Source organism: Streptomyces sp. NPDC059649 (assembly GCF_042734445.1).
Taxonomy (GTDB): domain Bacteria; phylum Actinomycetota; class Actinomycetes; order Streptomycetales; family Streptomycetaceae; genus Streptomyces.
In genome coordinates this window covers 83751-108931 of record NZ_JBHWDV010000002.1, presented here as the reverse complement: position 1 = coordinate 108931, position 25181 = coordinate 83751, and the positions used below count along the sequence as shown (strand labels likewise).

General features: G+C 73.1%; 22 protein-coding genes. 8 read left to right on the top strand and 14 right to left on the bottom strand.

The window, feature by feature from the left end; translation table 11 throughout:
• Positions 1-224 precede the first annotated feature (224 nt).
• On the top strand, positions 225-2492 hold the full coding sequence (locus ACFV1J_RS03505; RefSeq protein WP_385855539.1) for an FUSC family protein: 2268 nt from the start codon (positions 225-227) through the stop codon (positions 2490-2492).
• A 21-nt stretch (positions 2493-2513) separates the two neighbouring features.
• Here the strand turns inward: ACFV1J_RS03505 and ACFV1J_RS03500 are convergent, their stop codons facing one another.
• Positions 2514-3302, bottom strand: a complete 789-nt coding sequence (locus ACFV1J_RS03500) for an MBL fold metallo-hydrolase (RefSeq protein ID WP_385855538.1) — start codon at positions 3300-3302, stop codon at positions 2514-2516.
• A 116-nt stretch (positions 3303-3418) separates the two neighbouring features.
• The gene (locus tag ACFV1J_RS03495) at positions 3419-4327 is read right to left on the bottom strand and encodes a PhzF family phenazine biosynthesis protein (RefSeq protein WP_385855537.1); all 909 of its coding nucleotides are present in this window, start codon (positions 4325-4327) and stop codon (positions 3419-3421) included.
• Positions 4328-4411: 84 nt separating this feature from the next.
• On the opposite strand from ACFV1J_RS03495, the gene ACFV1J_RS03490 reads away from it, so the two are divergent.
• On the top strand, positions 4412-5320 hold the full coding sequence (locus ACFV1J_RS03490; protein ID WP_385855536.1) for a LysR family transcriptional regulator: 909 nt from the start codon (positions 4412-4414) through the stop codon (positions 5318-5320).
• Between the two features lie 341 nt (positions 5321-5661).
• Entirely contained in the window at positions 5662-6333 is a 672-nt protein-coding gene (locus ACFV1J_RS03485) for a CAP domain-containing protein (RefSeq protein WP_385855535.1), read from the top strand.
• 104 nt (positions 6334-6437) lie between these two features.
• On the opposite strand, the gene ACFV1J_RS03480 is transcribed toward ACFV1J_RS03485, so the two are convergent.
• From ACFV1J_RS03480 to ACFV1J_RS03465, 4 genes are all read right to left on the bottom strand, one after another.
• Positions 6438-7667 carry a cytochrome P450 gene (locus tag ACFV1J_RS03480; protein ID WP_385855534.1) on the bottom strand — a complete coding sequence of 410 codons (1230 nt, stop codon included), beginning with the start codon at positions 7665-7667 and terminating at the stop codon, positions 6438-6440.
• 44 nt (positions 7668-7711) lie between these two features.
• Positions 7712-9082 carry an NAD(P)/FAD-dependent oxidoreductase gene (locus tag ACFV1J_RS03475; RefSeq protein ID WP_385855533.1) on the bottom strand — a complete coding sequence of 457 codons (1371 nt, stop codon included), beginning with the start codon at positions 9080-9082 and terminating at the stop codon, positions 7712-7714.
• Positions 9072-9281, bottom strand: coding sequence for a ferredoxin (locus ACFV1J_RS03470; RefSeq protein WP_385855532.1), 210 nt, complete (start codon positions 9279-9281; stop codon positions 9072-9074). The genes ACFV1J_RS03475 and ACFV1J_RS03470 overlap by 11 nt, the downstream gene beginning before the upstream one ends.
• A gap of 221 nt (positions 9282-9502) precedes the next feature.
• Complete coding sequence (locus ACFV1J_RS03465; protein WP_385855531.1) at positions 9503-11275, bottom strand: FAD-dependent monooxygenase; 1773 nt, start codon at positions 11273-11275, stop codon at positions 9503-9505.
• A gap of 176 nt (positions 11276-11451) precedes the next feature.
• Between ACFV1J_RS03465 and ACFV1J_RS03460 the strand changes: the two genes are divergently transcribed.
• Positions 11452-12177 (top strand): TetR/AcrR family transcriptional regulator C-terminal domain-containing protein, encoded by a 726-nt coding sequence (locus ACFV1J_RS03460; RefSeq protein ID WP_385855530.1) that lies wholly within the window; start codon positions 11452-11454, stop codon positions 12175-12177.
• Positions 12178-12291: 114 nt separating this feature from the next.
• Here ACFV1J_RS03460 and ACFV1J_RS03455 read toward each other — a convergent pair whose 3' ends face one another.
• From ACFV1J_RS03455 to ACFV1J_RS03430, 6 genes are all read right to left on the bottom strand, one after another.
• A complete protein-coding gene (locus ACFV1J_RS03455; protein WP_385855529.1) occupies positions 12292-13194 on the bottom strand; it encodes an aminoglycoside phosphotransferase family protein in 903 nt (300 codons plus the stop codon).
• 114 nt (positions 13195-13308) lie between these two features.
• Positions 13309-14541: an FAD-dependent oxidoreductase gene (locus tag ACFV1J_RS03450; protein WP_385855528.1), complete on the bottom strand. Its 1233-nt coding sequence runs from the start codon at positions 14539-14541 to the stop codon at positions 13309-13311.
• Between the two features lie 181 nt (positions 14542-14722).
• The gene (locus tag ACFV1J_RS03445) at positions 14723-15298 is read right to left on the bottom strand and encodes a hypothetical protein (RefSeq protein ID WP_385855527.1); all 576 of its coding nucleotides are present in this window, start codon (positions 15296-15298) and stop codon (positions 14723-14725) included.
• A 171-nt stretch (positions 15299-15469) separates the two neighbouring features.
• On the bottom strand, positions 15470-16096 hold the full coding sequence (locus ACFV1J_RS03440; protein ID WP_385855526.1) for an alpha-ketoglutarate-dependent dioxygenase AlkB: 627 nt from the start codon (positions 16094-16096) through the stop codon (positions 15470-15472).
• 61 nt (positions 16097-16157) lie between these two features.
• Positions 16158-16556: a DUF4345 domain-containing protein gene (locus ACFV1J_RS03435; RefSeq protein ID WP_385855525.1), complete on the bottom strand. Its 399-nt coding sequence runs from the start codon at positions 16554-16556 to the stop codon at positions 16158-16160.
• Positions 16557-16584: 28 nt separating this feature from the next.
• Positions 16585-17991 carry a tetratricopeptide repeat protein gene (locus ACFV1J_RS03430; RefSeq protein ID WP_385855524.1) on the bottom strand — a complete coding sequence of 469 codons (1407 nt, stop codon included), beginning with the start codon at positions 17989-17991 and terminating at the stop codon, positions 16585-16587.
• Positions 17992-18233: 242 nt separating this feature from the next.
• Between ACFV1J_RS03430 and ACFV1J_RS03425 the strand changes: the two genes are divergently transcribed.
• Positions 18234-19034, top strand: a complete 801-nt coding sequence (locus ACFV1J_RS03425; protein ID WP_385855523.1) for an alpha/beta fold hydrolase — start codon at positions 18234-18236, stop codon at positions 19032-19034.
• On the opposite strand, the gene ACFV1J_RS03420 is transcribed toward ACFV1J_RS03425, so the two are convergent.
• On the bottom strand, positions 18991-20475 hold the full coding sequence (locus ACFV1J_RS03420) for a PLP-dependent aminotransferase family protein (protein ID WP_385855522.1): 1485 nt from the start codon (positions 20473-20475) through the stop codon (positions 18991-18993). The genes ACFV1J_RS03425 and ACFV1J_RS03420 overlap by 44 nt on opposite strands.
• A gap of 869 nt (positions 20476-21344) precedes the next feature.
• Positions 21345-22079, bottom strand: coding sequence for a ribonuclease H (locus tag ACFV1J_RS03415; RefSeq protein ID WP_385855521.1), 735 nt, complete (start codon positions 22077-22079; stop codon positions 21345-21347).
• A 203-nt stretch (positions 22080-22282) separates the two neighbouring features.
• On the opposite strand from ACFV1J_RS03415, the gene ACFV1J_RS03410 reads away from it, so the two are divergent.
• The 3 genes from ACFV1J_RS03410 to ACFV1J_RS03400 all read left to right on the top strand — a co-directional run bounded on the left by ACFV1J_RS03410 (position 22283) and on the right by ACFV1J_RS03400 (position 25178).
• A complete protein-coding gene (locus tag ACFV1J_RS03410) occupies positions 22283-23587 on the top strand; it encodes an alpha/beta hydrolase family protein (protein ID WP_385855520.1) in 1305 nt (434 codons plus the stop codon).
• Positions 23588-23797: 210 nt separating this feature from the next.
• Positions 23798-24346, top strand: a complete 549-nt coding sequence (locus tag ACFV1J_RS03405; RefSeq protein WP_385855519.1) for a DoxX family protein — start codon at positions 23798-23800, stop codon at positions 24344-24346.
• 94 nt (positions 24347-24440) lie between these two features.
• The gene (locus ACFV1J_RS03400) at positions 24441-25178 is read left to right on the top strand and encodes a class I SAM-dependent methyltransferase (RefSeq protein ID WP_385855518.1); all 738 of its coding nucleotides are present in this window, start codon (positions 24441-24443) and stop codon (positions 25176-25178) included.
• Positions 25179-25181 lie beyond the last annotated feature (3 nt).

The following is a 25181-nucleotide window of genomic DNA, read 5'->3' as shown; positions in this document are numbered from 1 at the left end:
TTGAACGGCTGGGCAATGCCCTTCGGGACAATGTCCGGCCGGCGGAATTCGCTGCCATCGGGCGGCCTTCGGTGCCGTACCGCAATAACCCGCCGGACAGGGCAATTCGCCCGTTTCTCCGTCTTCCGGATCCGGCTCGTCGGCCGGCCGCGGCCCCGGAAAGCCGCCATGGGATGCTGAGACGTCCCTGCTCAGGGCGAGAAACGGGAGTGTAGGACGGCGTGATGTCAGCGATACGACGGGCTGTGACCGGTACCTGGGACCGCTTCGCGGCCTCCGATCCCGGGCTGCTGCGGCTGATGGCGGGGCTGCGGACGGTGGGGGCGATCCTGCTCACGCTCATCGTCCTGGCGCTGCTCCACACCGGCGTCACGCTGATGGTCGCGGGCGCGATGACGGCGATGGTGTCGACCTTCGCGATCCGGGAGAACGAGGTGCGGGGCCAGGCGATCACGCTGGCGCTGGGCCTGCCCGTCGCGCTCGCCGCGATGTCCCTCGGAGCACTGCTGCACGCCAAGGTCATCGCCGGCGATCTGTTCTTCCTGGCGCTGATCTTCGGTGCGGTGTACTCCCGCCGGTTCGGTGACCGCGGCACGGCGCTCGGACTGGTCGGGTTCCAGGTCTACTTCGTGTCGCTGTTCGTCCGCGCCACCGTGCCGGCCCTGCCCCAGTTGGCGCTGACCCTGGCCGTCGCCTTCGCATGCAGCGCGGTCGTACGGTTCACCGTCGTCCCGGAGACGCCGCAGCGCACCCTCGCCCGGTTGCGCGCCGCCTTCCGGGCGCGGCTGGCACAGCTGGTGGACACCCACCTCGCCCTCATGGACGCCGAGCCGGGGCAGCTGGACGACGTCCTCGACGATCTGCGCCGGGACACCGCGCGGCTGCACGAGGCGGCCCTGATGATCCAGGGCCGTCTGGAGGAGGGCACCCCGGACGAGGCCACGGCCGGGCTGCTGCAGCGCCGGGTCGCGGATGCCGAGATCGCCGCCGAGCGGCTGGGGATGCTGCTGCTCAACGCCCGCAGCGCCGAACGCGCGGACACCCTCACCCTGCACCTCCCGCACGCTCCGGTGCCCGCCACCACGAGCGTGCTGGAAACCGGGGGCGATGTGCACACCAGGCTGCGCCGGGACCTGGAGGCGCTGAACCTGCTGGTGGCGCGGCGGGCGCCGGACGACCGCGGTACGGCACTGGCACACGTACGCAACCGGCTGCTCGGCTATCGCGACGAGGACAAGCTGCCGCCGGCCTCGCCGGCCGTCCAGGACGCCTTCCGCGGAATCGGTGAGGCCGCGCGCGCCGTGCTGGGTCTGCGGCTGGCGCTGGACGGGCCGCAGGACGAGTCCGACGACTCGCCGGCGACCACGCGGTCCCGGGAGGAGTTCGACGCCGAGGACCTCGCGATCGTCGGGGCCGGCGCGGGCGACGAGGGCGAGCCCGAGGACGACCGCACCGGGCTGCAGCGGCCCACCACCCGGGCCGCCTTCCAGGTCGCGGTGGGCTCGGCGCTGGCCATCGTCGGCGGGGAGTTCCTGTCCAGCCAGCGCTGGTACTGGGCGGTGCTGACCTGCTGGGTGGTCTTCCTCAACACCTCGTCGACGGGCGAGATCCTGGTGAAGGGCTACCGCCGGCTGGTGGGCACGGTCTTCGGGGTGGTCGCCGGTGTCGGGCTGGCCGGGCTGGTCGGCAACCACACCTGGACCGCGTTCGCCCTGGTGCTGGTGTGCATCTTCGGCATGTTCTTCACCGCGCCGCTGTCGTACGCGCTGATGTCGTTCTTCGTCACGGCGATGCTCGGTCTGCTCTACACGGTGCTCGACACCTACAGCCTGTCCGTGCTGGTGCTGCGCATCGAGGAGACGGCGCTGGGCGCGGCCTGCGGGATCATCGCGGCGATGCTGGTGCTGCCGGTGCACACCGACCGGCGTACGGACGAGCACCTGGACACGGTGCTGGTGCGACTGCGGGAGGTGGTGGCCGCGGCGGTCGAGCAGCTCAGCGGCGGGCCCGCCGTCGACCTGCTGGGCCTGGCCCGTGAGCTGGACACCGCGTTGGACGAACTGCGGGCCTCCACCCGGCCGTTGACGCATCCGATCACGCCGCTGCGGGGGCGGCGGCAGACCGCGCAGTATCTCGTGGCGCTGCTGGAGACCTGTGCCTATCACGCCCGGTCGCTGGCGGCGACGGCCGAACTCGTGCCGTTCAGCAGGACCGTCGCGGCCGATCCGCGGCTCGCGCTCGCCGGGAAGCGCATCGGGCGGAACCTGGATCTGATCGCCGCGCGGGTGCGGGACGAGCCGGCCGAGGGCGAGGTGGAGGGCGGGGCCAGCATCGCCGCGATGCTGGAGGCGAGCGACTCCCCCGCGCTGCGGTCGGGGACCGTCACCTTCCGCGTGCTGCGGCATCTGCAGCGGCTGGACGAGAACGTGGTGGGCATCGCCCGGCCGCTGGACGTGCCGGTGGCCGGCCGGAACACCGGCCCGCGGGCCTGATGCGCCGGCCGGCCCGGGCGGTCACAACTCGATCTGCTCGCCGGGCTTCAGCAGCCGCAGCCGGTCCTCCAGACCGGCCTGCCGGAAGGCTTCGACCAGCGAGTCGCTGCCCTGGGTGAAGTGGCCCCAGTGCTCGAAGTGCAGGGGTACGACCTGGCGGGCGCCGAGGATGCCGGCGGCCTCGGCGGCCCGCTCGCTGGGGAGGGTGAGGTACGCGTCGCCGAGCAGCGGGGTCTGCGCGCCGCCGGCGAACAGCAGCGCCACGTCGAACGGCCCGAACCGCTCGGCGATCGCCCGGACCACGTCGAGCGAGGCGTTGTCGCCGCTGACGTACACCGTCGGCAGGCCGGCGCCGGACAGCACGAAGCCGGTGACCTCGCCGACCAGGTGCTCGGTGCCGTCGGGGCCGTGCTGTGCGGGGACTCCGGTGACGGTGAGGGTGCCGCCGTCCGGGCGGGGCAGGGTGATCCGCTCGCCGTCGGCGAGCGCCCGTACGGTGCCGCCGAGCCGTTCGCGCGCGGCGGCGGTGGACAGGACCAGGGGTGCCTCGGCGGTGTACGCCCGGCCGGCGCGGTCGAGGTTGTCCGGGTGATGGTCGTGGGAGAGCAGCACCGCGTCGACCGGGCCGACCTCCTCGGGGGTGAGCGCGGCGCCCGCCGTCTTGACCAGCTTCCGCTCGCCTATGGGGTAGTCACCGGGCGGGTCGAAGGTGGGGTCGGTCAGCAGCCGTATCCCGGCGATCTCCAGGAGTGCCGTGGGGCCGCCCACATACCGGACGGTGACTCCACCGGACGACGAGGATGCGCTCATGACTGCCTTTCGCTTGCGGGGGCGCCGCCGCCGGGGCGACGGTGCGGACGGCGGGACGCCGTCCGCATGATCCGTAACGCCGGTGTGCCGGGGCGCATTCCGGCCCGGGTCCGCGGTTATTCCGGGAGCGGAACGGCCGCGCCGGTCACCTTGATCCGGGCGTCCTCGGGGTCGATGTCGACGTACAGGTCGCTGGGGCGGCCCATGTCCTCGCCCTGGCGGAGGTGGACCCGCACCGGCTCGGTGATCAGGCCGAGGGTGCGCAGATAGCCGCCGAACGCCGCGGCGGCGGCACCGGTCGCCGGGTCTTCGACGACGCCGCCGACGGGGAAGGGGTCCCGGGCGTGGAAGTCGAGGCGGTCGGGCGCCTGGCGCTGCACGAGGTGCACGGTGGTCCAGCCGTGCTGCCGCATGAGGTCGTGCAGGGCGTCGAAGTCGTAGTCGAGGGCGGCCAGCCGCTCCCGGCTGCGGACGGCCAGCACGAGGTGGTCGTTGCCGGCGAAGGCGATGTGCGGCGGGAGTTGGGGGTCCAGGTCGTCCCGGCTCCAGTCCAGCGCCCGCAGCACGGTGTCGACGAGGGCGTCCCCGGCCGGGCGGGAGTGCGCGGGCACGCTGGTGAGCGTGGCCCGCACGGAGCCGTCCTGCGCGGTGGTGGACACCCGGATCTCCCCCGCCGGGGTGTCGAAGACCAGCTCTCCGGTGCCGTTCCGGGAGGCGAGGGCGACCGCGGTGGCGATGGTGGCGTGGCCGCAGAAGGCGACCTCGGCGCGGGGGCTGAAGTAGCGCAGCCGGTAGCGGCGGGCGGCGGTGTCGTGTGCGGTGACGAAGGCGGTTTCGGAGTATCCGACCTCGGCGGCGATGGCCAGCATCCGGGTGTCGTCGAGGGCCTCGGCGTCGAGCACCACGCCGGCCGGGTTGCCGCCCGCGGGGTCGGTGGTGAAGGCGGAGTAGCGCAGCACCTCGACGTCCGCGGGGGCGGCGGGGTGGGTCCGGGAGGCGAGCGGGGAGGGCGTGTGGTTCGTCATGGGTTCACCGTGTCACCGGAACAGCCATCGCGTCCAACGATAAATCTTGCTGGATCGCATCGGAGATCGCGATAGCGTGGAGGGATGGAGACCCGGCTTCTGGAATCGTTCGTGGCGCTGGCGCGGGCGGGCAGCTTCACCGCGGCGGCCCGTGCCCTGCATCTCGCGCAGTCCACGGTCACGGTCCATATCCGCACGCTGGAGAAGGAGTTGGGGACGCCGCTGTTCGACCGGCTGCCGTCGGGGACGGTGCCGACCGCCGCCGGGCTGCGGCTGCTGGAGGAGGCCGAGGCGGTGCTCGACGCGGTGGCCGGGCTACGGGCGACGGCCTCGTCCTGGCACGGGGACGCGGCGAGCGGGACCGTGGCGGGCCGGGTCACGATCGGGGCGGCGGACTCGCTGTGCGCCTCGCGGCTGCCGTCGGTGATCGCCGCCCTGCGGCGCGCCCACCCCGGGCTGGAGGTCCATCTGAACGCGGTCGGCACGGCCGCGGCGATGGACGGGCTGCGCGGCGGCCGGCTCGATCTGGCCCTGGTGCTGGAGCCGGTGGTGGACGAGAGCGATCTGCTGGCCCAGCGGATCGCCGAGCTGCCGTTGACGTACGTCGCGGCGCCGGACCATCCGCTCGCCGGGCGGACGGCCGGCTGGGAGGAGCTGGCCCGGGAGAGCTTCTTCGTCCACGAGGAGGGCTGCTCGTACAGCGACCGGCTGGTCCGCGCCCTGCAGGGCGTAGCGGGAACTCGTCCCGGAATCACCCGATTCGGCAGCATCGATGCCGCCCGGTCGTGCGTGGCGGCGGGTTTGGGGCTGACCCTGCTGCCCCAGGTGACGGTCGAGGGACAGCTGGCGGACGGCCGACTGGCCGCCGTCCGTGGGCCGGAGGCCCCGCCCGTACCCGTGCAGCTGGTCCGGCACCGCAGGCGGTGGGTCTCGCCGGGCGCCCGGGCGGTCACCGAGGAGCTGACCACCGCCTTCGCCGACACCTCCCTGTGACATCCGCCATAACCTCCACCGGCCTCCACTAGCTCGCCTAGTAGAAATCCCGTCCACCGACATAGGGGATTTGTCCGCCTTGAGGTGACGATTCCCCACTGATCCGCGGACGGTATGGGGCCCGTCGCCCTTTCGTCGCCACGAGACGAGCATGACGGCGATTCTGACGGCGCGACAGGTATTCCCGGGAATTGCCGGTAACAGGCAGCACACCTCACCGCCGACGACAAGGGCCGGGACGCACTACTAAACGTTTTAGTAGACAGCCCTTCCCGCTTTCCTTGCTTTGCCTGCCGGGGCTTTCCAAAAATGACGACCCCCATTACCGAGTGAGGTCATCGATGACGAAGCACCGCCGGACGAGGCATTACCGGAAGATAGCCATCGGCGCCCTGGCCGTCAGCGCGCTCGCCGTGCCGACCGCCGCCATGGCATGCCTGAACGGACCGGACGAAGCCCATTGGGGCCACGGGAAATGGCACGGGCAATGGCACGGGAACGGCCACCACCGCCACCACCACTCGGGAAGCGCCGGATGGCACACCAGGCCGAGCGCGGGGACCACCCAGAAGCCCGCCGCGGCCCCGACCCCGAGCGCGGCGCCGAGCAGCGCGGCACCGAGCAGCGCGCCGGCCTCGGGCGCGGCGGCCAGCATCCTCAAGCTGGTCAACAGCGAGCGCAGCAAGGCCGGTTGTTCCCCGCTGAAGCTCAATGCGAAGCTCACGAAGGCCGCGCAGGACCACAGCAAGGACATGGCCGCGCACCGGAACATGTCCCACACCGGTTCCGACGGCTCCGACCCCGGTCAGCGGATCACCCGCGCCGGATACAACTGGAGCGCATACGGCGAGAATGTCGCCTACGGATATTCCTCGCCGGCGAGCGTGATGAAGGGCTGGATGGCCAGCCCCGGCCACAAGCGCAATATCCTCGACTGCTCCTTCAAGGAGCTCGGTGTCGGCCTCGCCCAGCCCGGGGATTACTGGACGCAGGACTTCGGCACGGCCGGATGACGCACTGCGGAACGGCCGGATGACGGCCGGATGAGAGCCGGCTGAATTTTCCTCCCGCCCGCCGTTCCGTTCTTCTGCTCTTCTGCCGCGTTTCTGCGCGGCCCTCAGCCACCCGCCCGATCGTGGTCGATCAGCAGGTGCCGGGGGCCGCGCAGCACGGGGCTGCGGCGGTACGGGGGCGGGTCCTCGACGAGCCGGGGGTGGGCGAGGTGCTGGACGAGGGCGGTGAGTGCGGCCTGGGCCTCCAGCCGGGCCAGCGGGGCGCCGAAGCAGCTGTGGACGCCACCGCCGAAGCCGAGGTGCTGGTTGTCGTCGCGGCCCGGGTCGAAGCGGTCCGGCTCACGGAACCGCCGCGGGTCGCGGCTGCCGGACGCGAGCACGAGGATCAGCGGGGCGCCGCGCGGCACGGTGACGCCGTCGACCTCGATGTCGGCGAGCGGGGTGCGCTGCGGCAGCATCTGCACCGGCGGCTCGTAGCGCAGGAGTTCCTCGACCGCCCGGGGCATCAGCGCCGGGTCGTTGCGCAGGCGCTCCAGCGCCTCGGGATGGCGCAGCAGGGTCAGCATGCCGTTGGTGATCAGGTTGACGGTCGTCTCGTGGCCGGCGATGAGCAGCAGCACGGCGGTCGTCATGATTTCGAGCTGGTTGAACCCGCCGTGGTCGGGTCCCGGGTCGGTGGCGAACGCGGAGAGCATGTCGTCGCCGGGTTTGTCGCGGCGTGAGGCGGCGAGTTCGCCGAGGTAGAGGCCCATGGCCCGGCGGGCGTCGGCGGCCGCGCGCTGCCGTTCGGCGGGGTCCACGCCCGGGGTGGGGTCGAAACCGGAGACGATCGCGTCCGACCAGCCGCGGAACTTCGGCTCGTCCTCGGTCGGCACGCCCAGCAGCCGGCAGATCACGGTGACCGGCAGCGGATAGGCGAATTCGTCGACGAGGTCGATGCGGTCCTTGGTCCGGAGCTGGGCGAGCAGTTCCTGGACGAGGCGGGTGATCTCGCCGTGCAGGGCGTCGATCCGGCCAGGGGTGTGGGGCGGCCCGAAGCTGCGCATGGCGAGGCTGCGCAGCCGGTGGTGTTCGGGGTCGTCCAGGCCGATGAAGGACGGCGGGAGGCCCTGCTCCCGCTCCCCCTCGTCGGGTTCGGTGCGGTTCCGGCGGTCGGAGCTGATCCGCGGGTCGTGCAGCAGAGCGGTGATGTCGTGGTACCGCCCGACCAGATAGCTGCCGTCCTGCTGCCGGACCGCCGCGTGCTCGCGCAGCTCGGCGTAGATCGGGTAGGGGTCGGGCCGGCTGGCGTAGTCCGTGATCCGCTCGAAGAGGGTCTCGGGGTCCGCGGCCATGGGCGCAGCTCCTCACGCGTGGGGACGGTGGTCCGTCCGTGGTCTCAGCGGCCCGGTTGGACCAGGGTCAGGCGACGGTCGGGCAGATGGCCGGTGAGGGCGACGGTCGGGCCGTGCGAGAGCACCTTGGGGTCCGGGACGTCGGACGGGACCGGGGCCGGGGACTCGGCCTGGTCGGCGGCGCCCGGCGCGGGCGGGAAAGGGGCCGCGGTCTCGATCAGGCGCTGGTAGTACTCCAGCGATTTGGCCTGGTTGACGCTGACCGCCGCGGTGACCCGCCCCCGGTAGCCGTAGACGGCGACCAGCCGGAGCTCCTTGAGGGAGCCCTGGGCGATGACCACCTGGTCGGAGAAGGTGGGGACGCCGACGGACTTGATGTTGAGGCCGAACTGACTGGACCAGAAGGCCGGTACGGTCAGGTGCGGGCGTCGGCGCGGCCCGGGGTTGATCATGTTGTGCGCGGCCACCTCGGCCTGGGCGACCGCGTTGCCCCAGTGCTCCAGGGACAGCAGCTGGTACTCGAAGAGCGGGTGCGGGAACCGCGCCACGTCGCCGGCCGCGAAGACGTCGTCGGTGACGATCCCGTACATGTCGAAGGCCCGGCAGCCCGCGTCGCAGGTGACCCCGCGCGGCCCGGCGGCGATGCCGGATTCGGCCACCCACTCGGTGTTGCGGACCGCGCCCAGGGCGACCACGGCGACCTCGGCGTCGATCCGCGTCCCGTCGGAGAAGCGGGCGCCGATGAGCCGTCCGGCTCGGTCGCCCTCCAGGGCGGTGACGGTCACGCCGCAGCGCAGGTCGACGCCGTGGGCGCGCTGCAGTCTGGCGGCGAGGGCACCCAGCGTGCCGCCGAGGGCACCGACGAGCGGCGCCGGTCCGCGTTCGGCGACGGTCACCGCGAGGCCCCGCTCGATGCAGGCGGAGGCGATCTCCGAGCCGGTGAAGCCGGCGCCGATGACCAGGACGCGACGCGGCCCGGCGTCCAGCCGTGCGGCGAGACCGGCCGCGTCCCCGCTCGTGCGGAGGGTGAACACCCCCTCCAGAGCGGCCTCTTCCGGGTTCGGCCAGGGCCGGGCCCGGGTCCCGGTGGCGATCAGCAGCCGGTCGTAGGGCTCCTCCGTGCCGTCGGCGAGCAGGACGCGTTTGCCCAGCGGGTCGAGCCCGGTGGCCCGTACGCCGAGCCGCCAGTGGGCGTCCACCGGGCGGCGCCGCGGCAGCCCGGTGTCGCCCGCGGCGACCCGGCCGAGCAGTACCTGCTTGGACAGCGGCGGCCGGTCGTACGGCGGCTGGGCCTCCTCGCCGATCAGGGTCAACGAGCCGGCGAAGCCCTCGTCGCGCAGCGTCTCAGCGGCCCGCAGACCGGCGAGCGAGGCGCCGACGATGACGATCCGGCCGTCGCGAGGGTCACCGTTCACCGGTACCGGCCTCCTCGCCCACCATGATGGCCTGCACCGGGCACGCGGCGGCCGCACGCAGCACGCGTTCCTGCTGCCCGTCCGGGACGACCGGGTGGTACAGCAGGGCCTCCTCGCCGTGCATCGTGAACACCTCGGGGGCGAGGAAGGCGCACTGCGCGTAGCCCTGACAGCGGTTGAGGTCGACGACGACGTTCATCCGTCCGCTGTCCCTCCTCTCACCCGTAAGGCCCGGCACGTACGCGGGTACGCGTGGTGTGCGGCGCATGCATGAGCTGAGCGGCATGCGCGCGGTGGGCGTCGGCTCGTCGTCCCTGTCTATCGCGGGTCCGGGAGCGGGGCAGGTGGAGGTGGGCCGTTGGAGGGGCGGGTGGTCGGCCCCTGCTAGTGGGCCCTTTTGGTGGTTCTAGTGGGCCCCTCCTACGGGGCCTCGCCGCCGGGGGCCGGTGCGCCGTCCCGGGCGAGCAGGCTGGTGAGGGCCGTGGCGAGGGCGTCGGCCGGGTCGTCGGGCAGGGTGGCCGCCCGCCAGCCGACGAACTGATCGGGCCGTACCAGGAGCGCACCGCCCTCGGCGAGTCCGGCGATGCCGGGCCAGTGTCCTTCCGGATCGGTCACCGCGGCGCCGGGCGCGATCCGGTGGGCCGCGAGGTCCACACCGAGCCGGTCCGCGACGTCCCGTGCGGCGGCCACCCATGGGTCGCCGCCGGGTCCGGTCAGCAGGGTGAACCGGGACCGCACCAGGTCGAGTGTGGAGAGCCGGCAACCGTCCCGGTCGAGCCAGAGGTGCGGGAGGCGGGAGCCGGGGGTGCCGTCCAGGAGGCGGGTGAGGTCGTCCTGGACGGGAAGTGCGGGCCGGGGGTCGAGGACGGCGCCGGAGGCGTAGCGGTATCCGAGGTGCACCACCATCGGATCGAGCACACCGGCCGCGCGCCGTACGGCCGCCATCTGCGGACTGCGGTCCCAGTGCAGCCGGGGGTCGGCCAGCCGCAGCAGGGACTGCTCCAGCGCGAGGGCCGCGACCGGGCGGCGTTCGGCTTCGTAGGTGTCGAGGAGGGCGGGCCGGGCGTGGCCGCCGAGTACGGCGGCCAGCTTCCAGGCGAGGTTGTGGGCGTCGGCGATCCCGGTGTTCAGGCCGAACGCCCCGACCGGCGGCACGGTGTGGGCGGCATCACCGAGCAGGAACACCCGCCCGTCGCGGAAGCGGTCGGCCAGCTGGGCCCGGGGCCGCCACGGCAGGGTGCTGAGCACCTCGACGTCGAGACCGGGCACGCCGATCGCGGCGCGGATCAGCGCCCGGCAGTGCTCGTGGGTGAACGCGTCGAGCGTGCGGGCCGGGCCGGGGGTGCGCGGGCCCGCTGCGTCCCGGGCCGGGTCATGCGGACCCGCCGCGTCCGTGCCCGGGTCGTACGGGGTGTGGAAGATCCACTCCTCGGCGCCGTCGACGGTCAGCAGCATGCCGGGCGCTTCGGGGGTCGTGAGGTCGCAGGAGACGAAGGACCGGCCCTTGGTGTAGGGCCGCAGGTCGGCGCGGAAGAGGATGTTCACCATCGGCGTGCCGAGGCCGCCCGGGCCGGAGGTACCGATGCCGAGCGCGGAGCGCACCTGGCTGCGGGCACCGTCGGCGGCCAGGAGGTGGTCCGCGCGGACGACCTGGCGGCCGCCCGGTCCGTCGGGGCCGGGCGGGGTGTCGACGAGCGCGGTGACGCCGTCCGCGTCCTGCTCGAAGGAGAGCAGGCGGGTCGCGTGGTGCACCAGCGCGCCCCGGTCACGGGCAGCCGGCAACAGGACGGAGTCCAGGCGGTTTTGCGGACAGGTGCCGCGCAGGGCGGTCGGGGTGAACCGCCCCTTTTCGTCGGGATCGGCCGCGGGCAGTTCGGTGGCGGAAGGCGCCGTCTCGGGCAGCTCGGCGGTGACCAGCGTGGTGGCGGAGATCTTGCCGAGGTTGCCGGCGGACATGTCGATCGCCACCGCGTCGACCGCCTCCGCGATCCCGGTCTCCCGGAGGAATTCCGCGGTCCGGGGGCCGAGGCCGGTGGCGCGGGGGTGGCGGGAGGGGCCGTCCTGGCTCTCCACGACGAGGCACGGGACGCCGTGGTGGGCCAGGAACAGCGCGGCGGACAGGCCGACCGTGCCGCCCCCGGCGATCAGTACGGGGATGCGGGCGGGCATCGGACGTGCAGGGTTTTCGGGCATGACAACTCCCCCGTGAGGACTGCTGGGCAATCAAGGGAGACCACGGCACGAATGAGAACGCCGTAGCCATTACGGAAACACCGTAGCCACTGCGATACGCTGTTCGCAACGGGCGCGGAGGGACCGGGAGTTCGGCGCCCGGCACGACCGGCACCCCCACCACGAGGAGGACTGCGATGGCCGACGCGGAGAAGGAGCCCGCGCCACCCCTGGTCTGGACGAAGGACCGGCGCACCCCACGGCGCCAGGCGCCGAGCGTGGAGCAGATCGTGCGGACGGCCCTCGCAATCGCGGACACCGAGGGGCTGTCCGGCCTGTCGATGCGTCGGGTGGCCGCCGAACTCCGGTCCGGCACCGCCTCGCTCTACCGCTATGTCGCCGGCCGGGACGAACTGCTGGACCTGATGATCGACGAGGTGCACGGCGCGGAGGCGCCGCCCGCACTGACCGGCGAGTGGCGCACCGACCTCGCGAACGTGGCGCGGCAGGTGCGGACCACCCTGCTGCGCCACCCGTGGCTCGGGACCGAGCTGACCGGCCGCCCGGCGCTCGGCGCGAACTCGCTGCGCCAGCACGACGTCGCGCTCACCGCGGCCGGCGCGCTCACCCCGGACATCACCCTCGCCACCCGCGTCGTCGACACGGTGATGGCGTACGTCTTCGGCGCGGTCGCCCAGGAACTCGCCGAGATCCAGGCCCGGCAGCGGACCGGCCTGACCGAGGAGCAGTGGCAGGCCAGCGTGGGCCCGTACATCCGCGAGGTCGTGGAGAGCGGCGCGTACCCGGAGTTCGCCCGCCGGGTGATCGAGGCGGAGGAGACCGGCCCGGACGACCAGTTCGAGTTCGGCCTGCGGTGCGTCCTCGACGGGGTCGGGGCCCATCCCGGCCGCGGCGGCCGATGAGGTCGGCCGCTTCCCGCCCTACGCCCCGTACGCCACGCTGTCGTCGACCTCGATGTGCAGCTCGCCCCACGCAACGGAGGACGGCTGAGGAGTCTCAGCCGTCTCCCCAGGAACTCAGCCCTCCCCCAGCACCGCCCGGATCACATGCCGGGCGTTGTGGGCCATCGTCGGGTTGGTCCGTCGGTGGTACGGCAGCGCGATCAGCGCCTGGGAGAGCGTCCGGGCGCGGCCGCGGATCCACGTCGCATCGTCCACGTCCAGCGCCTCGCGGAAGACCTTCCGGGCGTCGGCCGGCAGCAGGTTCCATGCCGGGAACAGGTCGCAGGCCGGGTCGCCCACCCCCATGCAGCCGAAGTCGATCACGGCGGTCAGCCGGCCGCCGGCCACCAGGAGATTGCCCGGCATCAGATCGGCGTGCAGCCATACCAGGGGCCCGTCCCGGTCCGGGGTGCGCAGCGCGTCCTCCCATACGGCGGTCACCGCATCGCAGTCCACGGCCTCCTCCGGGATCCCGCGCAGTTCCTCGATCGCCGCCCGGGTCGCCGCGTCGAGCGAGGCGAGCGGCCCGCCCCGGTAGGCCGCCGGCGCGCCGCGGAGGGTGAGGCTCCGCATGGCCGTCACAAACCCCGCCACATCCTTGGCCAGCAGTACCGGTTCGCTCAGCGCGCCCGCCTCGGGGTTCTCCCCCGCCAGCCACCGGTACACCGACCACGGCCAGGGATACCCCTCGGCGGGCTCACCGGCCGCGAGCACCTCGGGGACGACCGTGGGGAGCAGCGGCGCGAGGCGGGGCAGCCACTCCCGCTCCGTCAAGATGTCCGGGGCCCCGCCCGGCACCAGCGGCAGCCGTACGACCATGTCGTCGCCCAGCCGGTACATGGCGTTGACCGTGCCGCCGGACGGAAACCGCTCCAGCGACAGCCCCGCCCAGTGGGGGAACTGCCCGGCGATCAGCCGCCGTACGAGGTCGTCGTCGAGGGGATAACTGCCGGGATGGCTCTGCCCTGTGCTGCTCATGGGGCGACATCCGACCGCCGGGCGGCGGCGGGAGTCAAACGCTTTTCGGGCCCGACGAACCGGTCGGCCCGATGTACCGGTCGGCGCGGCGGAAGGGCCAGCGCGGCGGAACGGTCAGCGCACCGAAGCGGCCGGCGGGCGTTCCCGCAGGGCGCCGTAGGCGAGGAAGTACGCCGGGACCCGGTTCAACCACCGGGAGGCGGTGAGCAGTTCGGCCAGCCGCTCGGCGCGCCGCGGGTTGCCGAACGGCGGCCGGCCGGCCAGCACCGGATCGATGAACCGGGCGTGCGCCACCCGTTGGAGACCCTGGGTGAGCACCGTCGTGGGCCACCGGCGGCGCTGGACACCGCGTACGTCCGCCAGACCCACCGCTCCCGCGCGCAGCGGTTCGACGAGGTACCGGGCGGCGGCCACCGCGTCCTCGACGGCGAGGTTGATGCCGATGCCGAAGACCGGTGACATCGCGTGCGCGGCGTCGCCGATGCACAGCAGCCCGGGCCGGTGCCAGCGCCGCAGCCGGTCGAGGCGGACGTCGAGCAGTTTGACCTCGTCCCAGGACCGCACGGCGTGCGCCCGGTCGGCGAGCCAGGGAACGGCTTCGGTGAACTGGTTCATGAACGCGTCGAGGCCGGCGGCGCGGCGTTCGGGGTCGGTCCCCTTGGGGATCAGTGCGGCGCACTGCCAGTACTCGCCGCGGTCGATCATGGCGGTGAGGAAGCGGTCGCCGACACCGCCCACGAGCCCGTGCGGATCGCCGTCCCGCCGCGGCAGCCGGAACCACCAGGCGTCCATCGGGCAGGCGAACTCCTCCAGTCCCAGTTCGGGCAGCGTCCGGGCCAGCGAACCGCGGCCGTCGCAGGCCACGGTGAGGGTGGCCCGCAGCTCCCCGGTCCGCCCGTCGGACGTCCGGTACCGCACGCCGGTCACCCTGCCGCGTTCCCTGAGGAACGACGTCGCCTCCGTGTTCATACGGACGGAGAACGACGGCTCCTGCCGGGCCTCGTCGACCAGCAGGTCGAGCAGGTCCCACTGCGGCACCATCGCGATGTAGTTGAACTTGCCCGGCAGCGCCCCGATGTCGCCGACGGTGACCAGCGAACGGCCCGGCCCGAGCGGCAGCTGAACGGCCCTCACCCGCCGTTGCGGCAGGGCCGCGAACCGCTTGCCCAGGCCGAGGTCGTCCAGCAGCGCCAGCGTCGAGGGGTGCACGGTGTCGCCGCGGAAGTCACGCAGGAAGTCACCGTGCTTCTCCAGGACGGTGACCTCCACGCCGGCCCGGGCCAGGAGCAGGCCGAGGACCATTCCGGCGGGACCGCCGCCCACCACACAGCATGTGGTCCGTTCCATCGCCACCGCTCCTTCCGCGGGTTCCCGGGTCCGCCCCACCCGCACCGGCAGGCGCACGGGCATCGGCACAGGCATATATGCCCGCACGCCGCGGTGGCCAGACCCGGGGCCGAGCGGGCCCCGGGGTCCGCTTGCCGGAGCGTGCGCTACGGCCTCACCGGCATCCCTGCCCGGGACCGGCTCACCAGGTGTGGGCCACGTCCACGATCAGCTGGTTGCCGGACTGCTGCACCCGGAACGGCAGCTTGGCCCGCACCCCGAGGCCGATCTGCGTCTGGCCCTCGAAGCTCGCCCCGAAGCGGGTGTCCTTGAAGGTGCGGTATCCGCTGATGTTCACGCCCGGCAGCGGCTTGCCGGCCGTCCCGGCGTAGGTCTGCTTGCCGGTCGCCGGGTCGTAGCTGGGCGCGGAGACGTAGACCTGGAGGATGGCACCGCCCTGGACCGGTATCTGCTCGCCGGAGCCGTCCTGGTGGAAGGCGTCGACATAACCGACGTGGTAGCCGATCTTGCCGGTGGCGCCGCCGATGTCGAAGACCATGCGGTCGTAGCAGGTGTTCTGGCTGGTGGTGATGTTCTTCAGCGGCTGGGTGTTCGCCTCGGTCGCCGACTTGTCGAGGCTCCCCCAGTTCGTCGTGCAGGCGGTGACCGTGCCGTGCGTGCCCACCGGGCCGGTCGCGGCGCCGGCCATTCCGGCCGTCCCGAGCACCCCGGCGCCCGTCAGGACGACCACCGTGGCCGCTGTCGCCAACCGTCGCATTTCTGCCCCCAAAGGAAGGTGAAGGATGAAGTCCGCGCGGTAGGACCGACGGGACGTCAGCAACGTTGCCCGAGAGATGCGTTTCGGCCAGCGCGCGGCGGAAGTTGTCGTGAAAACAGGGTCGCCGGCCGGGCGCTGGGCAGCGTCGCCGTGCATCGGGCGACCGGCCGGTCAGTGCACGCCGTGCGGCCGGAACTGGATGCTGATCCGCGGCCCGACCGCCCGGGTGCTCTTGGGTATCGCGTGTTCCCACGTCCGCTGGCACGAACCGCCCATGACGATGAGATCACCGTGCCCGAGCGGCCGCCGTACCGTGCTGCCTCCGCGGCGTGGCCGGAGCAGCAGGTCCCGGGGCACGCCCACGGACAGGATGGCGACCATGGTGTCCGCCCGGCGGCCGCGGCCGGTGCGGTCGCCGTGCCAGGCCACGCTGTCCCGGCCGTCGCGGTAGTAGCAGAGCCCGGCCGTGGTGAACGGTTCGCCCAGTTCCTCGGCGTAGTGGGCGGAGAGTGCTTCCCTGGCCTGTGTGAGGACGGGGTGCGGCAGCGGGTCGTCGGCCTGGTAGAAGGCGAGCAGTCGCGGGACGTCCACGACGTGGTCGTACATCTGGCGGCGCTCGGCCTGCCAGGGAACGTCGGCGGCGAGCCGTACGAACAGCGCGTCCGCGCCGCTCAGCCAGCCGGGCAGCAGATCGATCCAGGCGCCGTCGCCGAGCTCGGTCCGGCGTATGCCGTGCAGCGGGCCGAGTCGGATCTCGTCGGTCTGGTCGAAGAGCGAGCCCTGGAGTTGCGTGCCCATGCCTCCAGCGTACCGAGAGATTCGAAAACCTGTTCTGTTGCGCGTCCGGCAGGGCCGCTGATCAGCGCTTCACGGTCTCCGCCCGGGCCCGCTCCTCCGCGCCCGCCAGCCAGAAGTACACCGGCGGCAGTACGAGCTCCAGGACGGTCAGCGGGATCTGGAACCACTGCGGCGGGCCGTGCACCACCAGGGAGAGCAGCCGGCCGATCCCGCCGAGCAGGAAGATCCCGGCGAGCGCGCGCACCGCCTTCGCCGGGATCGGTGACTGCCGGGCCGCCCAGATCCAGGCCAGGCCGTACCCGAGGAAGATCGCGTTGTAGAACCGCTCCCGGCTGTCCACGGTCGGGCCGGCCGCGCCCTCGCCCGGTACCGAGGCGATCCCGAGAACGAGGTGGAAGGCCCCGATCGCCACACAGGCGATCCCCATGGCCCACACCAGCCACCTGAGTAATTTGTCCATGATCTCTTTCCCCTTTGTCTCGTGCGGCTCAGGCCGTTGCCCGGTCCGTGGCCTGAGCCGTGGCGCGCCGGCGGGCGTCGGCGGCCCGGGCGGGGTCGCCGAGCAGGTCGGCGAGGCGGGCCTTGGCGGACCAGTTGTACGGGCACACCGGGCGCAGGTTGCTGCGTTCACTGAGCAGGGTGCCAGCCAGGTCCGTACGGCCCGCGCGCAGGGCGGCCTCGACGAGGGTCCGCTGGAGGGCGTCCCGCTGGGCATGACTGCCGCCGAAGTCGTTGAGGCGGTGGCGGACGGGCAGCAGATGGGCGACGGCCGCGGCGTGGTCGTGCCGGCCGTAGGCGATCAGGGCGCGGCAGACCGGCAGGCCGATCTCCGCCGTCATCCACCGATTGGAGACCGCGGGGGCCGACGTCACCCAGTCCTCCCGGTCCTTGACGAGTCGCTCCGCCCGGTCGATGCGGTCGGCTCCGACGTAGGCCATGACGGCATGGGCGTCGTTGAAGGCGTAGTGCGGACCGTCCGCGCGGCGCTCCCAGGCGTCGGCGAGCCGGGCCCAGCGGGTGTCCTGTTGGTCGCCCGCCAGATGGAGCCGCCACAACAGGGCCGAGGCGTCCAGGAGTTCCATCGCCGCGCCCGGGGACCCGTCGTGGTGCAGGGCCGCGTCGTAGATCTCCAGGACCCGGGCGGTGTTGCCGGTCTCCAGCGTGAAGAGGGCGTAGTGCCACCAGTTGTGGACGGTGAGGAGGGTCTTGCCGGACCAGTTGCCGGTGCGCTCGTCCAGGAAGCGGATGCCGTCGGTGAAGCGGCCGCGCATCTCGTAGGTGTGCGCGACGCCGTGGATGCCCCAGACGTCGTCCGGGTGCTGGGCGAGGGCGGCCAGACCGGTCTCCTCCGCGCGTTCGTAGTGGCCGGACTCCTCCAGGCCGAAGGCGTACATGCCGAGCAGCGGGCCGTGGTGCGGATCGTGCGCGTCCCAGGCGTCCAGGGCGCCGCCGACCCGGTCGCGCAGGCGCTGGGCGTCGCCGGTGAGGAAGTCGTGCTGGTGTCCGGCGATCAGGGCGAGGACGTCGCGGGGGAAGGCCACGGTGAGGTCGCCGAGGATCCGGCCGGCGCCGTGCAGATCGCCGTCCAGCCAGGTCGTCGCGGCGGCGAGGTGCATCCGCTCACGGGCTGTCAGTTTCCCCTCGTCCAGGCCGGCCAGGAAGCCGTGGAAGGCCGTACGGGCCTCGGCCGCGTCCTTCTCCTCGGTGCCGAGCACCCCCAGATACGCGGCGAGGGCCCGGCCCAGCACCGACCGCGGCGAGTCGGCGAGCACGGCCCGGGCCGAGTCGACCACTCGCGGCCGGAAGAAGAGCAGGTCGTCCAGCGCCTGTTCGTAGTGGACGAGGGCTTCGGGGCTGGTGTCGCTCATCGGGTGCCCGTGGCGGTCCGTGGTCATGGGGTGCTCCTGGTGCCGGGAACATCGTCGTCGCTGATGACCATCGTCCCCGGGACGGGCCGGGTTCAGCCGGCCTTTCGGCCGGAACTGGCCGAATCGGCGTATCCGGGGCGGTCCGGGGACCTTCCGGGACGGTGCGGAAAGGGACCGGGAGAATGGCCTCGCGCACGGGCTGCGGTGTCCTGCCGGGCACGCCTCGTGGAGCGACAGGGACCGGAGAAACGCTGCGAGGGGAGCAGGTTGTGCGGAGTGCTACGGTGACGCCCGGGGGCGACCGGATGCGGTGGGTGGAGCTGCCGGGGGCCGAGCCCTGCCGGGTGTACGTGCACGGGCTGGGCGCCGCGTCGCTCCCGTACTTCGCCGAGGTGGCGGTGCACCCCCAACTGGCCGGCCGCCGCTCGCTGCTCATCGATCTGCTCGGGCACGGCATCAGCGACCGCCCCACGGACTTCGCCTACACACTGGAATCGCACGCCGATGCCCTGGCCGTCGCCCTGGAGTCGGCCGGGGTCGCCGGTGCCGAGCTGATCGCGCACAGCATGGGCGGTTCGGTGGCCATCGTCCTGGCGGCCCGGCATCCGCGGCTGGTGTCCCGTCTGGTGCTCGTCGACGCCAACCTCGATCCGCTCACGGCGGAGCCCGGTGGCGGAGGCAGCCGGGGCATCGCCGCGTACTCCGAGGAGGAGTTCCTCTCCGGCGGCTGGGAGGAGGTCGGCGAACGGGCCGGGGCGCACTGGTGGTCCACCATGCGCCTGGCCGGCCGGGAAGCGCTGCACCGCAGTGCCACCCACCTCGTGCGCGGGACGTCGCCGACCATGCGGGAGCTGCTGCTGGAGCTGGCCGTCCCGTGCACCTACCTGCTGCCGGAGGCCGACGGTCCGCTCCCCGGCGCCGACGCCCTCACCCGGGCCGGGGTGCAGGTCGTCGCCGTCCCGGACTGCGGGCACAACATCATGCTCGACAATCCGACGGGCTTCGTACGGGCCACCGCGGCGGCACTCACGCCACCCAGTGGGGCCGACGGGCCGCGGACGGAACGGTGAGGTCGTCGGCGAGGGCGGTGGCCATGCGCTGGACCGCCTCGCGCAGGGTGTCCGGCGGCGTGGTGTAGGGGATGCGCAGGCGCTGTTCGAAGAGGCCCGGGTCGGTGGCGAAGTAGGCACCGCTCTCGATCCGGACCCCGTGCTCCAGCGCCCGTTCCGCCAGCGCCGAGGCGACCGGCCGGCCCAGGTCGACCCAGAGCGACAGGCCGCCGGGCGGCAGGCGCCAGGTCCACTGCGGGGTGTGCTCGGCCAGCGCCGCGGCGAGGGCGGCGCGTTGCCGGCGCAGCTGTTCCAGGCGGTCCGGCAGCAGTTCCTCGGCCTGCGCCAGCAGGGTGAGGGCCAGCAGCTGGTCCACGACGGAGCCGCCCATGTCGGTGGCGACGCGCTGGCCGGCGAGTTCGGTGACCAGCCGGGCGGGGGCCCGCAACCAGCCGATGCGCAGCCCGCCCCAGTGGGTCTTGCTCATCGAGCCGAGGGTGATGACCTGCCCGGTTCCGGCGGGCGTGGCGTGCGAGGCGAAGGGCGGCGGGGCGGGCACGTCGAGGGCGAGGTCGGCCAGGGTCTCGTCGATGACCAGCCAGGTGCCGGCCCGCCCGGCCGCGCGCAGAATACGGACGCGTTCCCGCTCGGGCAGGAGACAGCCGGTCGGATTGTGGAAGTCCGGTATCAGATAGGCCAGTTGGGGCACGACCTGGCGCAGGGTGGACTCGATGATCTCGATGTCCCAGCCCTCGTCGGTCACCGGGACCGACACGGTACGGACCTGGGCGCGGCGCAGGGCATCCAGGGCGTTCGGGTAGGACGGGTTCTCCACCATGACCCGGTCGCCGGGCCGGCACAGCAGCCCGATGACGAGGGTGAGGGCGTGCTGGGCGCCGGAGGTCACCAGGATCTGTTCGGGAAGGGTGGGCAGACCGCGCCGGGTGAAGCGTTCGGCGATGGCGGCGCGCAGCTCCGGCAGGCCGTAGGGGTGGTAGCCGGGGGTCGGGGCGTGCTCGGCCAGTTGCGGGGCGATCTGGAGAAGGGCGTCGACGAGCGTCTGTTGCGGCAGCCCGGGGGCGGCCCTGGCCAGGTCGATCGCGGTGTCCTGCGGGCCGAGGAGCCGTGAAATCCCACGCGGGGTACGGCCCTCGGGCAGGTCCGTCCAGGTGCCCGAGCCCTGCCGGCTGCGCGCGTGGCCGCTCTCGCGCAGCAGGTCGTACACGGCGGTGATGGTGGTCCGGCTCGTGCCGAGCGCGACGGCCAGTTCCCGTTCGGCGGGGAGTTTGGCGTGCAGGGCGATACGGCCGTCGAGGATCAACGTGCTGATGGCCTGGGCGAGATGACGGTAGGCGGGCCGGGTCCCCGCCGGGTCGGGCAGCAAGGCGGCGAGCTGCCGGGCCCCCACGGTCCGGCCCGGCCGGGGCGCCCGGTCCGCGGGCCGGCACGGTCCTGCGTCCACCACACCATTCTCCCGCGATTGGCCGTGTTATCCGGGCCAATCACTCTACAGAGTTGCCGCATTGGCCCGGAGAGAGGCCTGGAAGCCAGGTGTGAAGACAGGCGCGGGGCCGTACGCGGAGACGTACGCACACGGCATCCGCGCACGGCAGGAGGCAGCGCCCATGCGGCAGGACATCACCACCACGGACCCGGACCGCCCTCAGGAGGCCCCGGCTCCCGCACCGCCCCCGTCGCCGTCCCCTCCCCCGCTCACCCATGTCCCCCTCGGTGAGCGCCCGTTGCGGCGCCTGCCCCAGCTGTTCCTCGGCCTCACCCTCTACGGCTGCAGCCTCTCCCTCATGGTGCGGGCCGGGCTGGGCCTCAATCCCTGGAGCGTGCTGAACGAAGGGCTGGCGGAGCGCACCGCCCTCAGCTTCGGCACCCTCACCGGTCTCGTCGGGGCGCTCGTCCTGCTCCTGTGGATCCCCCTGCGGCAGCGGCCGACGTTCGGCACCTTCGCCAACATCGTGGTGCTGGCGGTCTCGTCCGACCTCGGCCTCCGGCTCCTCCCCCAGCACCTCGGGCTCCCCGCCCGGATCGGCCTGCTCACCGGCGGCGTTCTCCTCAACGCGTTCGCCATCGCCGTCTACGTCGGCGCGCGGTGCGGACCCGGCCCGCGGGACGGGCTGATGACCGGCGCGGCCGCCGCCACCGGGCGCTCGCTCCGGCTGGTCCGGACGCTGATCGAGCTCACCGTGCTGGTCGTGGGGTGGCTGCTCGGCGGAAGCGTCGGTGCCGGCACCGTGCTGTACGCGCTGGCGGTCGGGCCGACGGCCCAGTTCTTCCTGCCCTGGTGCGCCTACCGGCGCCCGGCGGAAGGCGGCCGGGTCAATCCGCTGCCGCGCCCACACCCTCGCGGCAGGCCGGGTGGCCCCAGCCGTCCGGGTTCTTCGCGATGGGTTCGCCGGCGGCGTACGGGCGTCCGCAGCGGCAGCGGCCGGGGAACTTGGCGTTGAGCGTCCGGCCGGAAGTGCCGGAAGTCCCGGACGTGCGGCGGCGCGGCGAGGAGGCCGTTTTCGCCGCGGGCCCGGAGGCGGCCCGGCGGCGGGTGCCGGCCGGCCGGACGCTGTCCGGTGCGGCCGGCGGCTCCGGCGACCCGAGGGCGCTGCCGGCGGCTTCCTGGACGGTCGCGGCCTGGCTGGCGGCGCGGTCGGCGAAGTCGTTGAGCCGGTCGCCGTCCACCTGGTGCGCGGGCACATAGCGGAATTCCACCGTGCGGCCGGTGAGCAGTTCGTCGATGCGGACGACGAGTTCCTGGTTGGCGACGGGCTTGCCCGAGGCGGTCTTCCAGCCCTTGCGCTTCCAGCCGGGCAGCCAGGTGGTGACGGCCTTCATCGCGTACTGGGAGTCCATCCGGATCTCCATCGGTACGGCCGGGTCGGTGGCCGTGAGCAGGCGTTCCAGTGCCGTGAGCTCCGCGACGTTGTTGGTGGCGGTACCCAGCGGACCGGCCTCCCAGCGGACGACGGTCTCCCCGGCATCGGCGAGGACCCAGGCCCAGCCCGCCGGTCCGGGGTTTCCTTTGGAGGCGCCGTCACATGCGGCGATCACGCGTTCAGCCATGCCGCGATCATGCCAGGCGAGCGGCCGCGGGGCGAAGTCGCGCAGGGTGCGGTGATCGCTCCGCGGGGGGCGACGCCGGGCGCGGTGCGGTGGCCGCTCCTAGGCTGGTGGAACGGAGGGTTCCGCCGCTCGGCGAAGGCGTCCGGCGGGCGAACGAGGGAGTGCGGTGGGTCCGCGCACCGCGAGGAACGGGGGAAGCCCCCATGACCTACCGCTTCAGCGCGAACGACCAGTTCAACTACGAGATCCTGCTCGCGCTGGGCTCCGCATGGCGGCGGGGCGCGGACGTGGGCGAGGTGCTGTCCACCGCCGCGACCCTCGCCGCGGACGGAGGCGACCGGAGCGGCGACGAGAACGGCGGCGGGAAGAGCGAGGAAGAGGCCTGGGTGCGGGCCTGGGGCGGTCTCGGCCGTGCGGTCCGCGAACAGGCGGAGAAGTGCGCCGCCCAGGGGCGGGCGGTCAGCGCGCGGGACGCGTACCTGCGGGCGGCCGGATACTTCGGCATGGCGATGGTGGCGGTCGATGCCTGCCCCGACCCGGAGGCCCGGCTCCGCGAGCTCTTCGCGGAGCACCGCACCTGCTTCGGCCGTTTCGCGGCCGCGGGGGATCCGCCGGCCGAGCGCGTGACGATCCCGTACGAGGACCGCACCATGCCCGGCTATCTGTTCGGCCCGCCGGACCGTACCGGAGCGCTGCCGACGGTGATCGTCAACAACGGCAGCGACGGCCCCATCTCGACCGCCTGGACACTGCTCGGCGCGCCCGCGGTGGAGCGCGGCTACCGGGCCCTGCTGTTCGACGGGCCCGGCCAGCAGTCCCTGCTCTTCGAGCACGGAGTCACCTTCCGCCCCGACTGGGAGCAGGTGATCACGCCGGTCGTCGACTTCCTGACCGCGCGCGCCGACGTCGATGCCCGGCGGCTGGTCCTCGCCGGGATCAGCCAGGCCGGTTACGGGGTGCCCCGCGCGCTCGCCTTCGAGCACCGCATCGCCGCCGCGGTCGCGGACCCGGGGGTCGTCGAGGTGGTGGCGAGCTGGTGGCCGCATCTGGGCCCTGACCTGCGCGCACTGTGGGAATCCGGCGACCGCGAGGCGTTCGACCGCATCCTGTACGAGGCCATGGCGGAGTCCCCGGCGCTGGCCGCCAGGTGGCGCTGGCGGGCCAAGCCGTACGGCATCGAGTCGCCCTTCGACCTCCTCACCGAGGTCTCCCGGTACACCGTGCTGCCGGTGGCCCACCGGATCACCACCCCGCTGCTCATCACGGACCCCGAGGGCGAACACTTCTGGCCCGGCGCATCGGCACGCCTCCACGACGCCCTGCCGGGCCCCAAGGAACTGATCCGCTTCACGGAGGCCGAAGGCGCCCACCTGCACTGCGAACCGCTGGGCCGGGCCCGTTTCGAGCAGCGCGTCTTCGACTGGCTCGACGAACGGCTGGGCGTCGATTCCGGGGCCGGGCTGGCGGGGCGGGGCAGCCCCCTTGAAGAAGAAAGGAAATTTTCCTGAGCCTCTAGGCAGGGGCTGCCGGGCGTAGCACCATCGGCCGTAGAGGGCCCGGCCCGAACCCGCTCCGGCCGCCCCCTCCCGACACAGCACCCGACAGGTCGGCCGAGGCCGACGTTGCTCCACCCTCTCGACATTCCCCACTGTGAGCGCACCGGCGCCGGTGTTCGACACCGCGGCACCCGACGCGCCGGTGCCGGAATCGACACCATCATGAGACTGCTCGCTGAGCGACGGCCGGACGTACAGGCCCGCTCGGACACCCTTCGCTCTCCCCCGCTCGGCGCGGACCTCGGTCTGCTCCTCCTGCGCCTGTCCTTCGGCCTGCTCATGGCCGGCCACGGCGCCCAGAAACTCTTCGGCTTCTTCGGCGGCTACGGGCTCGGCGGAACCGGCAAGGCGTTCGCCGGACTCGGCTTCCACCCGGGCACGTTCTACGCGGGTCTGGCCGGAGTCTCCGAATTCCTCGGCGGGCTCGGGCTCGCGGCCGGTCTGTTCACGCCGCTCGCCGCGGCGGCCGTCATCGGCGTGATGATCAACGCGATGATCCTCGGCGTACCCAAGGGGCTCTGGTCGACCGGCGGCGGCATCGAGTACCCGCTCTGCATCGCCGCCGTGGCACTCGCGATCGCGGCGATCGGCCCGGGCCGCTTCGCGCTCGACAGACCGTTCCGGTGGCGGGACGGTGGTCTGGGCTGTGCCGCCTTCGCCCTGGGGGTGGGGGGACTCGGCGCCGCACTCATACAGCTCCTGGGCCTGTGACGGCGCGGGAGAACGGCGGGGGCACCTTCCGCTTCCGGCACCGAGCCGGCCCGCCCCGCCGCCCCGGACCGTGGACGGTCCTATGCTGAGCCCGATGTTCGCACCCGAAGGTCCCACGTTCCGTGAACTCGCCGTTCAGGCACTGTCGTCCGTCGAGCACGGCTATGACCTGCTCGCGCCGAAGTTCGACCACACGCCGTTCCGGACGCCGGACGCCGTGCTCGCTCCCGTGGCCCGGGCGCTGCGGGAGCTCGGTCCGTTCGGCAGTGGCCTCGATCTGTGCTGCGGTACGGGCGCGGGCGTGGACGTCCTGCGGCAGGTGTGCCGGGAGCGGGTGACCGGGGTCGACCTCAGTGCGGGGATGCTCGCGGTGGGCCGTGCCCGGGAGACGGCGGCCGACCGTGCGCCGCGGGTGCAATGGGTACGCGCGGATGCCCGGGCGCTGCCGTTCGGGCCGGTCTTCGACCTCGTGGTGAGCTTCGGCGCGTTCGGGCACTTCCTGCCGAGGGAGCGGCCCGGGCTGTTCGCGCAGGTCCACTCCGTGTTGCGGCCGGGCGGCCGGTTCGCCTTCCCGATCGCGGCACCGTCCCGGCCGGGGTCGGCCGGGTACTGGATGCTGGCGGCCTTCGACGCGGCGATGCGGGTCCGCAATGCGCTGTGGCGCCCGCCGTTCGTCATGTACTACCGGCCGTTCCGACTGGGTGCCGTCCGCACGGAACTGGCCCGCGCCGGCTTCACCGTGCGGTTGCACGCCCTGCCGGAACTCGGCCGACGCCCGGACGGCAGCCCCCGCTGCCGTCTCGTGGTGGCCACCCGGACCCGGCCGGTATGACGC

What these genes read in the sequence shown, in the direction of transcription:
- ACFV1J_RS03405 (WP_385855519.1), top strand. Translation starts at nt 23,798, where the DNA reads ATGAGACTGCTCGCTGAGCGACGGCCGGACGTACAGGCCCGCTCGGAC.
- ACFV1J_RS03415 (WP_385855521.1), bottom strand. Translation starts at nt 22,079, where the DNA reads ATGGCTGAACGCGTGATCGCCGCATGTGACGGCGCCTCCAAAGGAAAC.
- ACFV1J_RS03485 (WP_385855535.1), top strand. Translation starts at nt 5,662, where the DNA reads ATGACGAAGCACCGCCGGACGAGGCATTACCGGAAGATAGCCATCGGC.
- ACFV1J_RS03500 (WP_385855538.1), bottom strand. Translation starts at nt 3,302, where the DNA reads ATGAGCGCATCCTCGTCGTCCGGTGGAGTCACCGTCCGGTATGTGGGC.
- ACFV1J_RS03430 (WP_385855524.1), bottom strand. Translation starts at nt 17,991, where the DNA reads ATGACCACGGACCGCCACGGGCACCCGATGAGCGACACCAGCCCCGAA.
- ACFV1J_RS03470 (WP_385855532.1), bottom strand. Translation starts at nt 9,281, where the DNA reads ATGAACGTCGTCGTCGACCTCAACCGCTGTCAGGGCTACGCGCAGTGC.
- ACFV1J_RS03410 (WP_385855520.1), top strand. Translation starts at nt 22,283, where the DNA reads ATGACCTACCGCTTCAGCGCGAACGACCAGTTCAACTACGAGATCCTG.
- ACFV1J_RS03465 (WP_385855531.1), bottom strand. Translation starts at nt 11,275, where the DNA reads ATGCCCGAAAACCCTGCACGTCCGATGCCCGCCCGCATCCCCGTACTG.
- ACFV1J_RS03450 (WP_385855528.1), bottom strand. Translation starts at nt 14,541, where the DNA reads ATGGAACGGACCACATGCTGTGTGGTGGGCGGCGGTCCCGCCGGAATG.
- ACFV1J_RS03445 (WP_385855527.1), bottom strand. Translation starts at nt 15,298, where the DNA reads ATGCGACGGTTGGCGACAGCGGCCACGGTGGTCGTCCTGACGGGCGCC.
- ACFV1J_RS03490 (WP_385855536.1), top strand. Translation starts at nt 4,412, where the DNA reads ATGGAGACCCGGCTTCTGGAATCGTTCGTGGCGCTGGCGCGGGCGGGC.
- ACFV1J_RS03460 (WP_385855530.1), top strand. Translation starts at nt 11,452, where the DNA reads ATGGCCGACGCGGAGAAGGAGCCCGCGCCACCCCTGGTCTGGACGAAG.
- ACFV1J_RS03480 (WP_385855534.1), bottom strand. Translation starts at nt 7,667, where the DNA reads ATGGCCGCGGACCCCGAGACCCTCTTCGAGCGGATCACGGACTACGCC.
- ACFV1J_RS03435 (WP_385855525.1), bottom strand. Translation starts at nt 16,556, where the DNA reads ATGGACAAATTACTCAGGTGGCTGGTGTGGGCCATGGGGATCGCCTGT.
- ACFV1J_RS03455 (WP_385855529.1), bottom strand. Translation starts at nt 13,194, where the DNA reads ATGAGCAGCACAGGGCAGAGCCATCCCGGCAGTTATCCCCTCGACGAC.
- ACFV1J_RS03505 (WP_385855539.1), top strand. Translation starts at nt 225, where the DNA reads ATGTCAGCGATACGACGGGCTGTGACCGGTACCTGGGACCGCTTCGCG.
- ACFV1J_RS03495 (WP_385855537.1), bottom strand. Translation starts at nt 4,327, where the DNA reads ATGACGAACCACACGCCCTCCCCGCTCGCCTCCCGGACCCACCCCGCC.
- ACFV1J_RS03440 (WP_385855526.1), bottom strand. Translation starts at nt 16,096, where the DNA reads ATGGGCACGCAACTCCAGGGCTCGCTCTTCGACCAGACCGACGAGATC.
- ACFV1J_RS03400 (WP_385855518.1), top strand. Translation starts at nt 24,441, where the DNA reads ATGTTCGCACCCGAAGGTCCCACGTTCCGTGAACTCGCCGTTCAGGCA.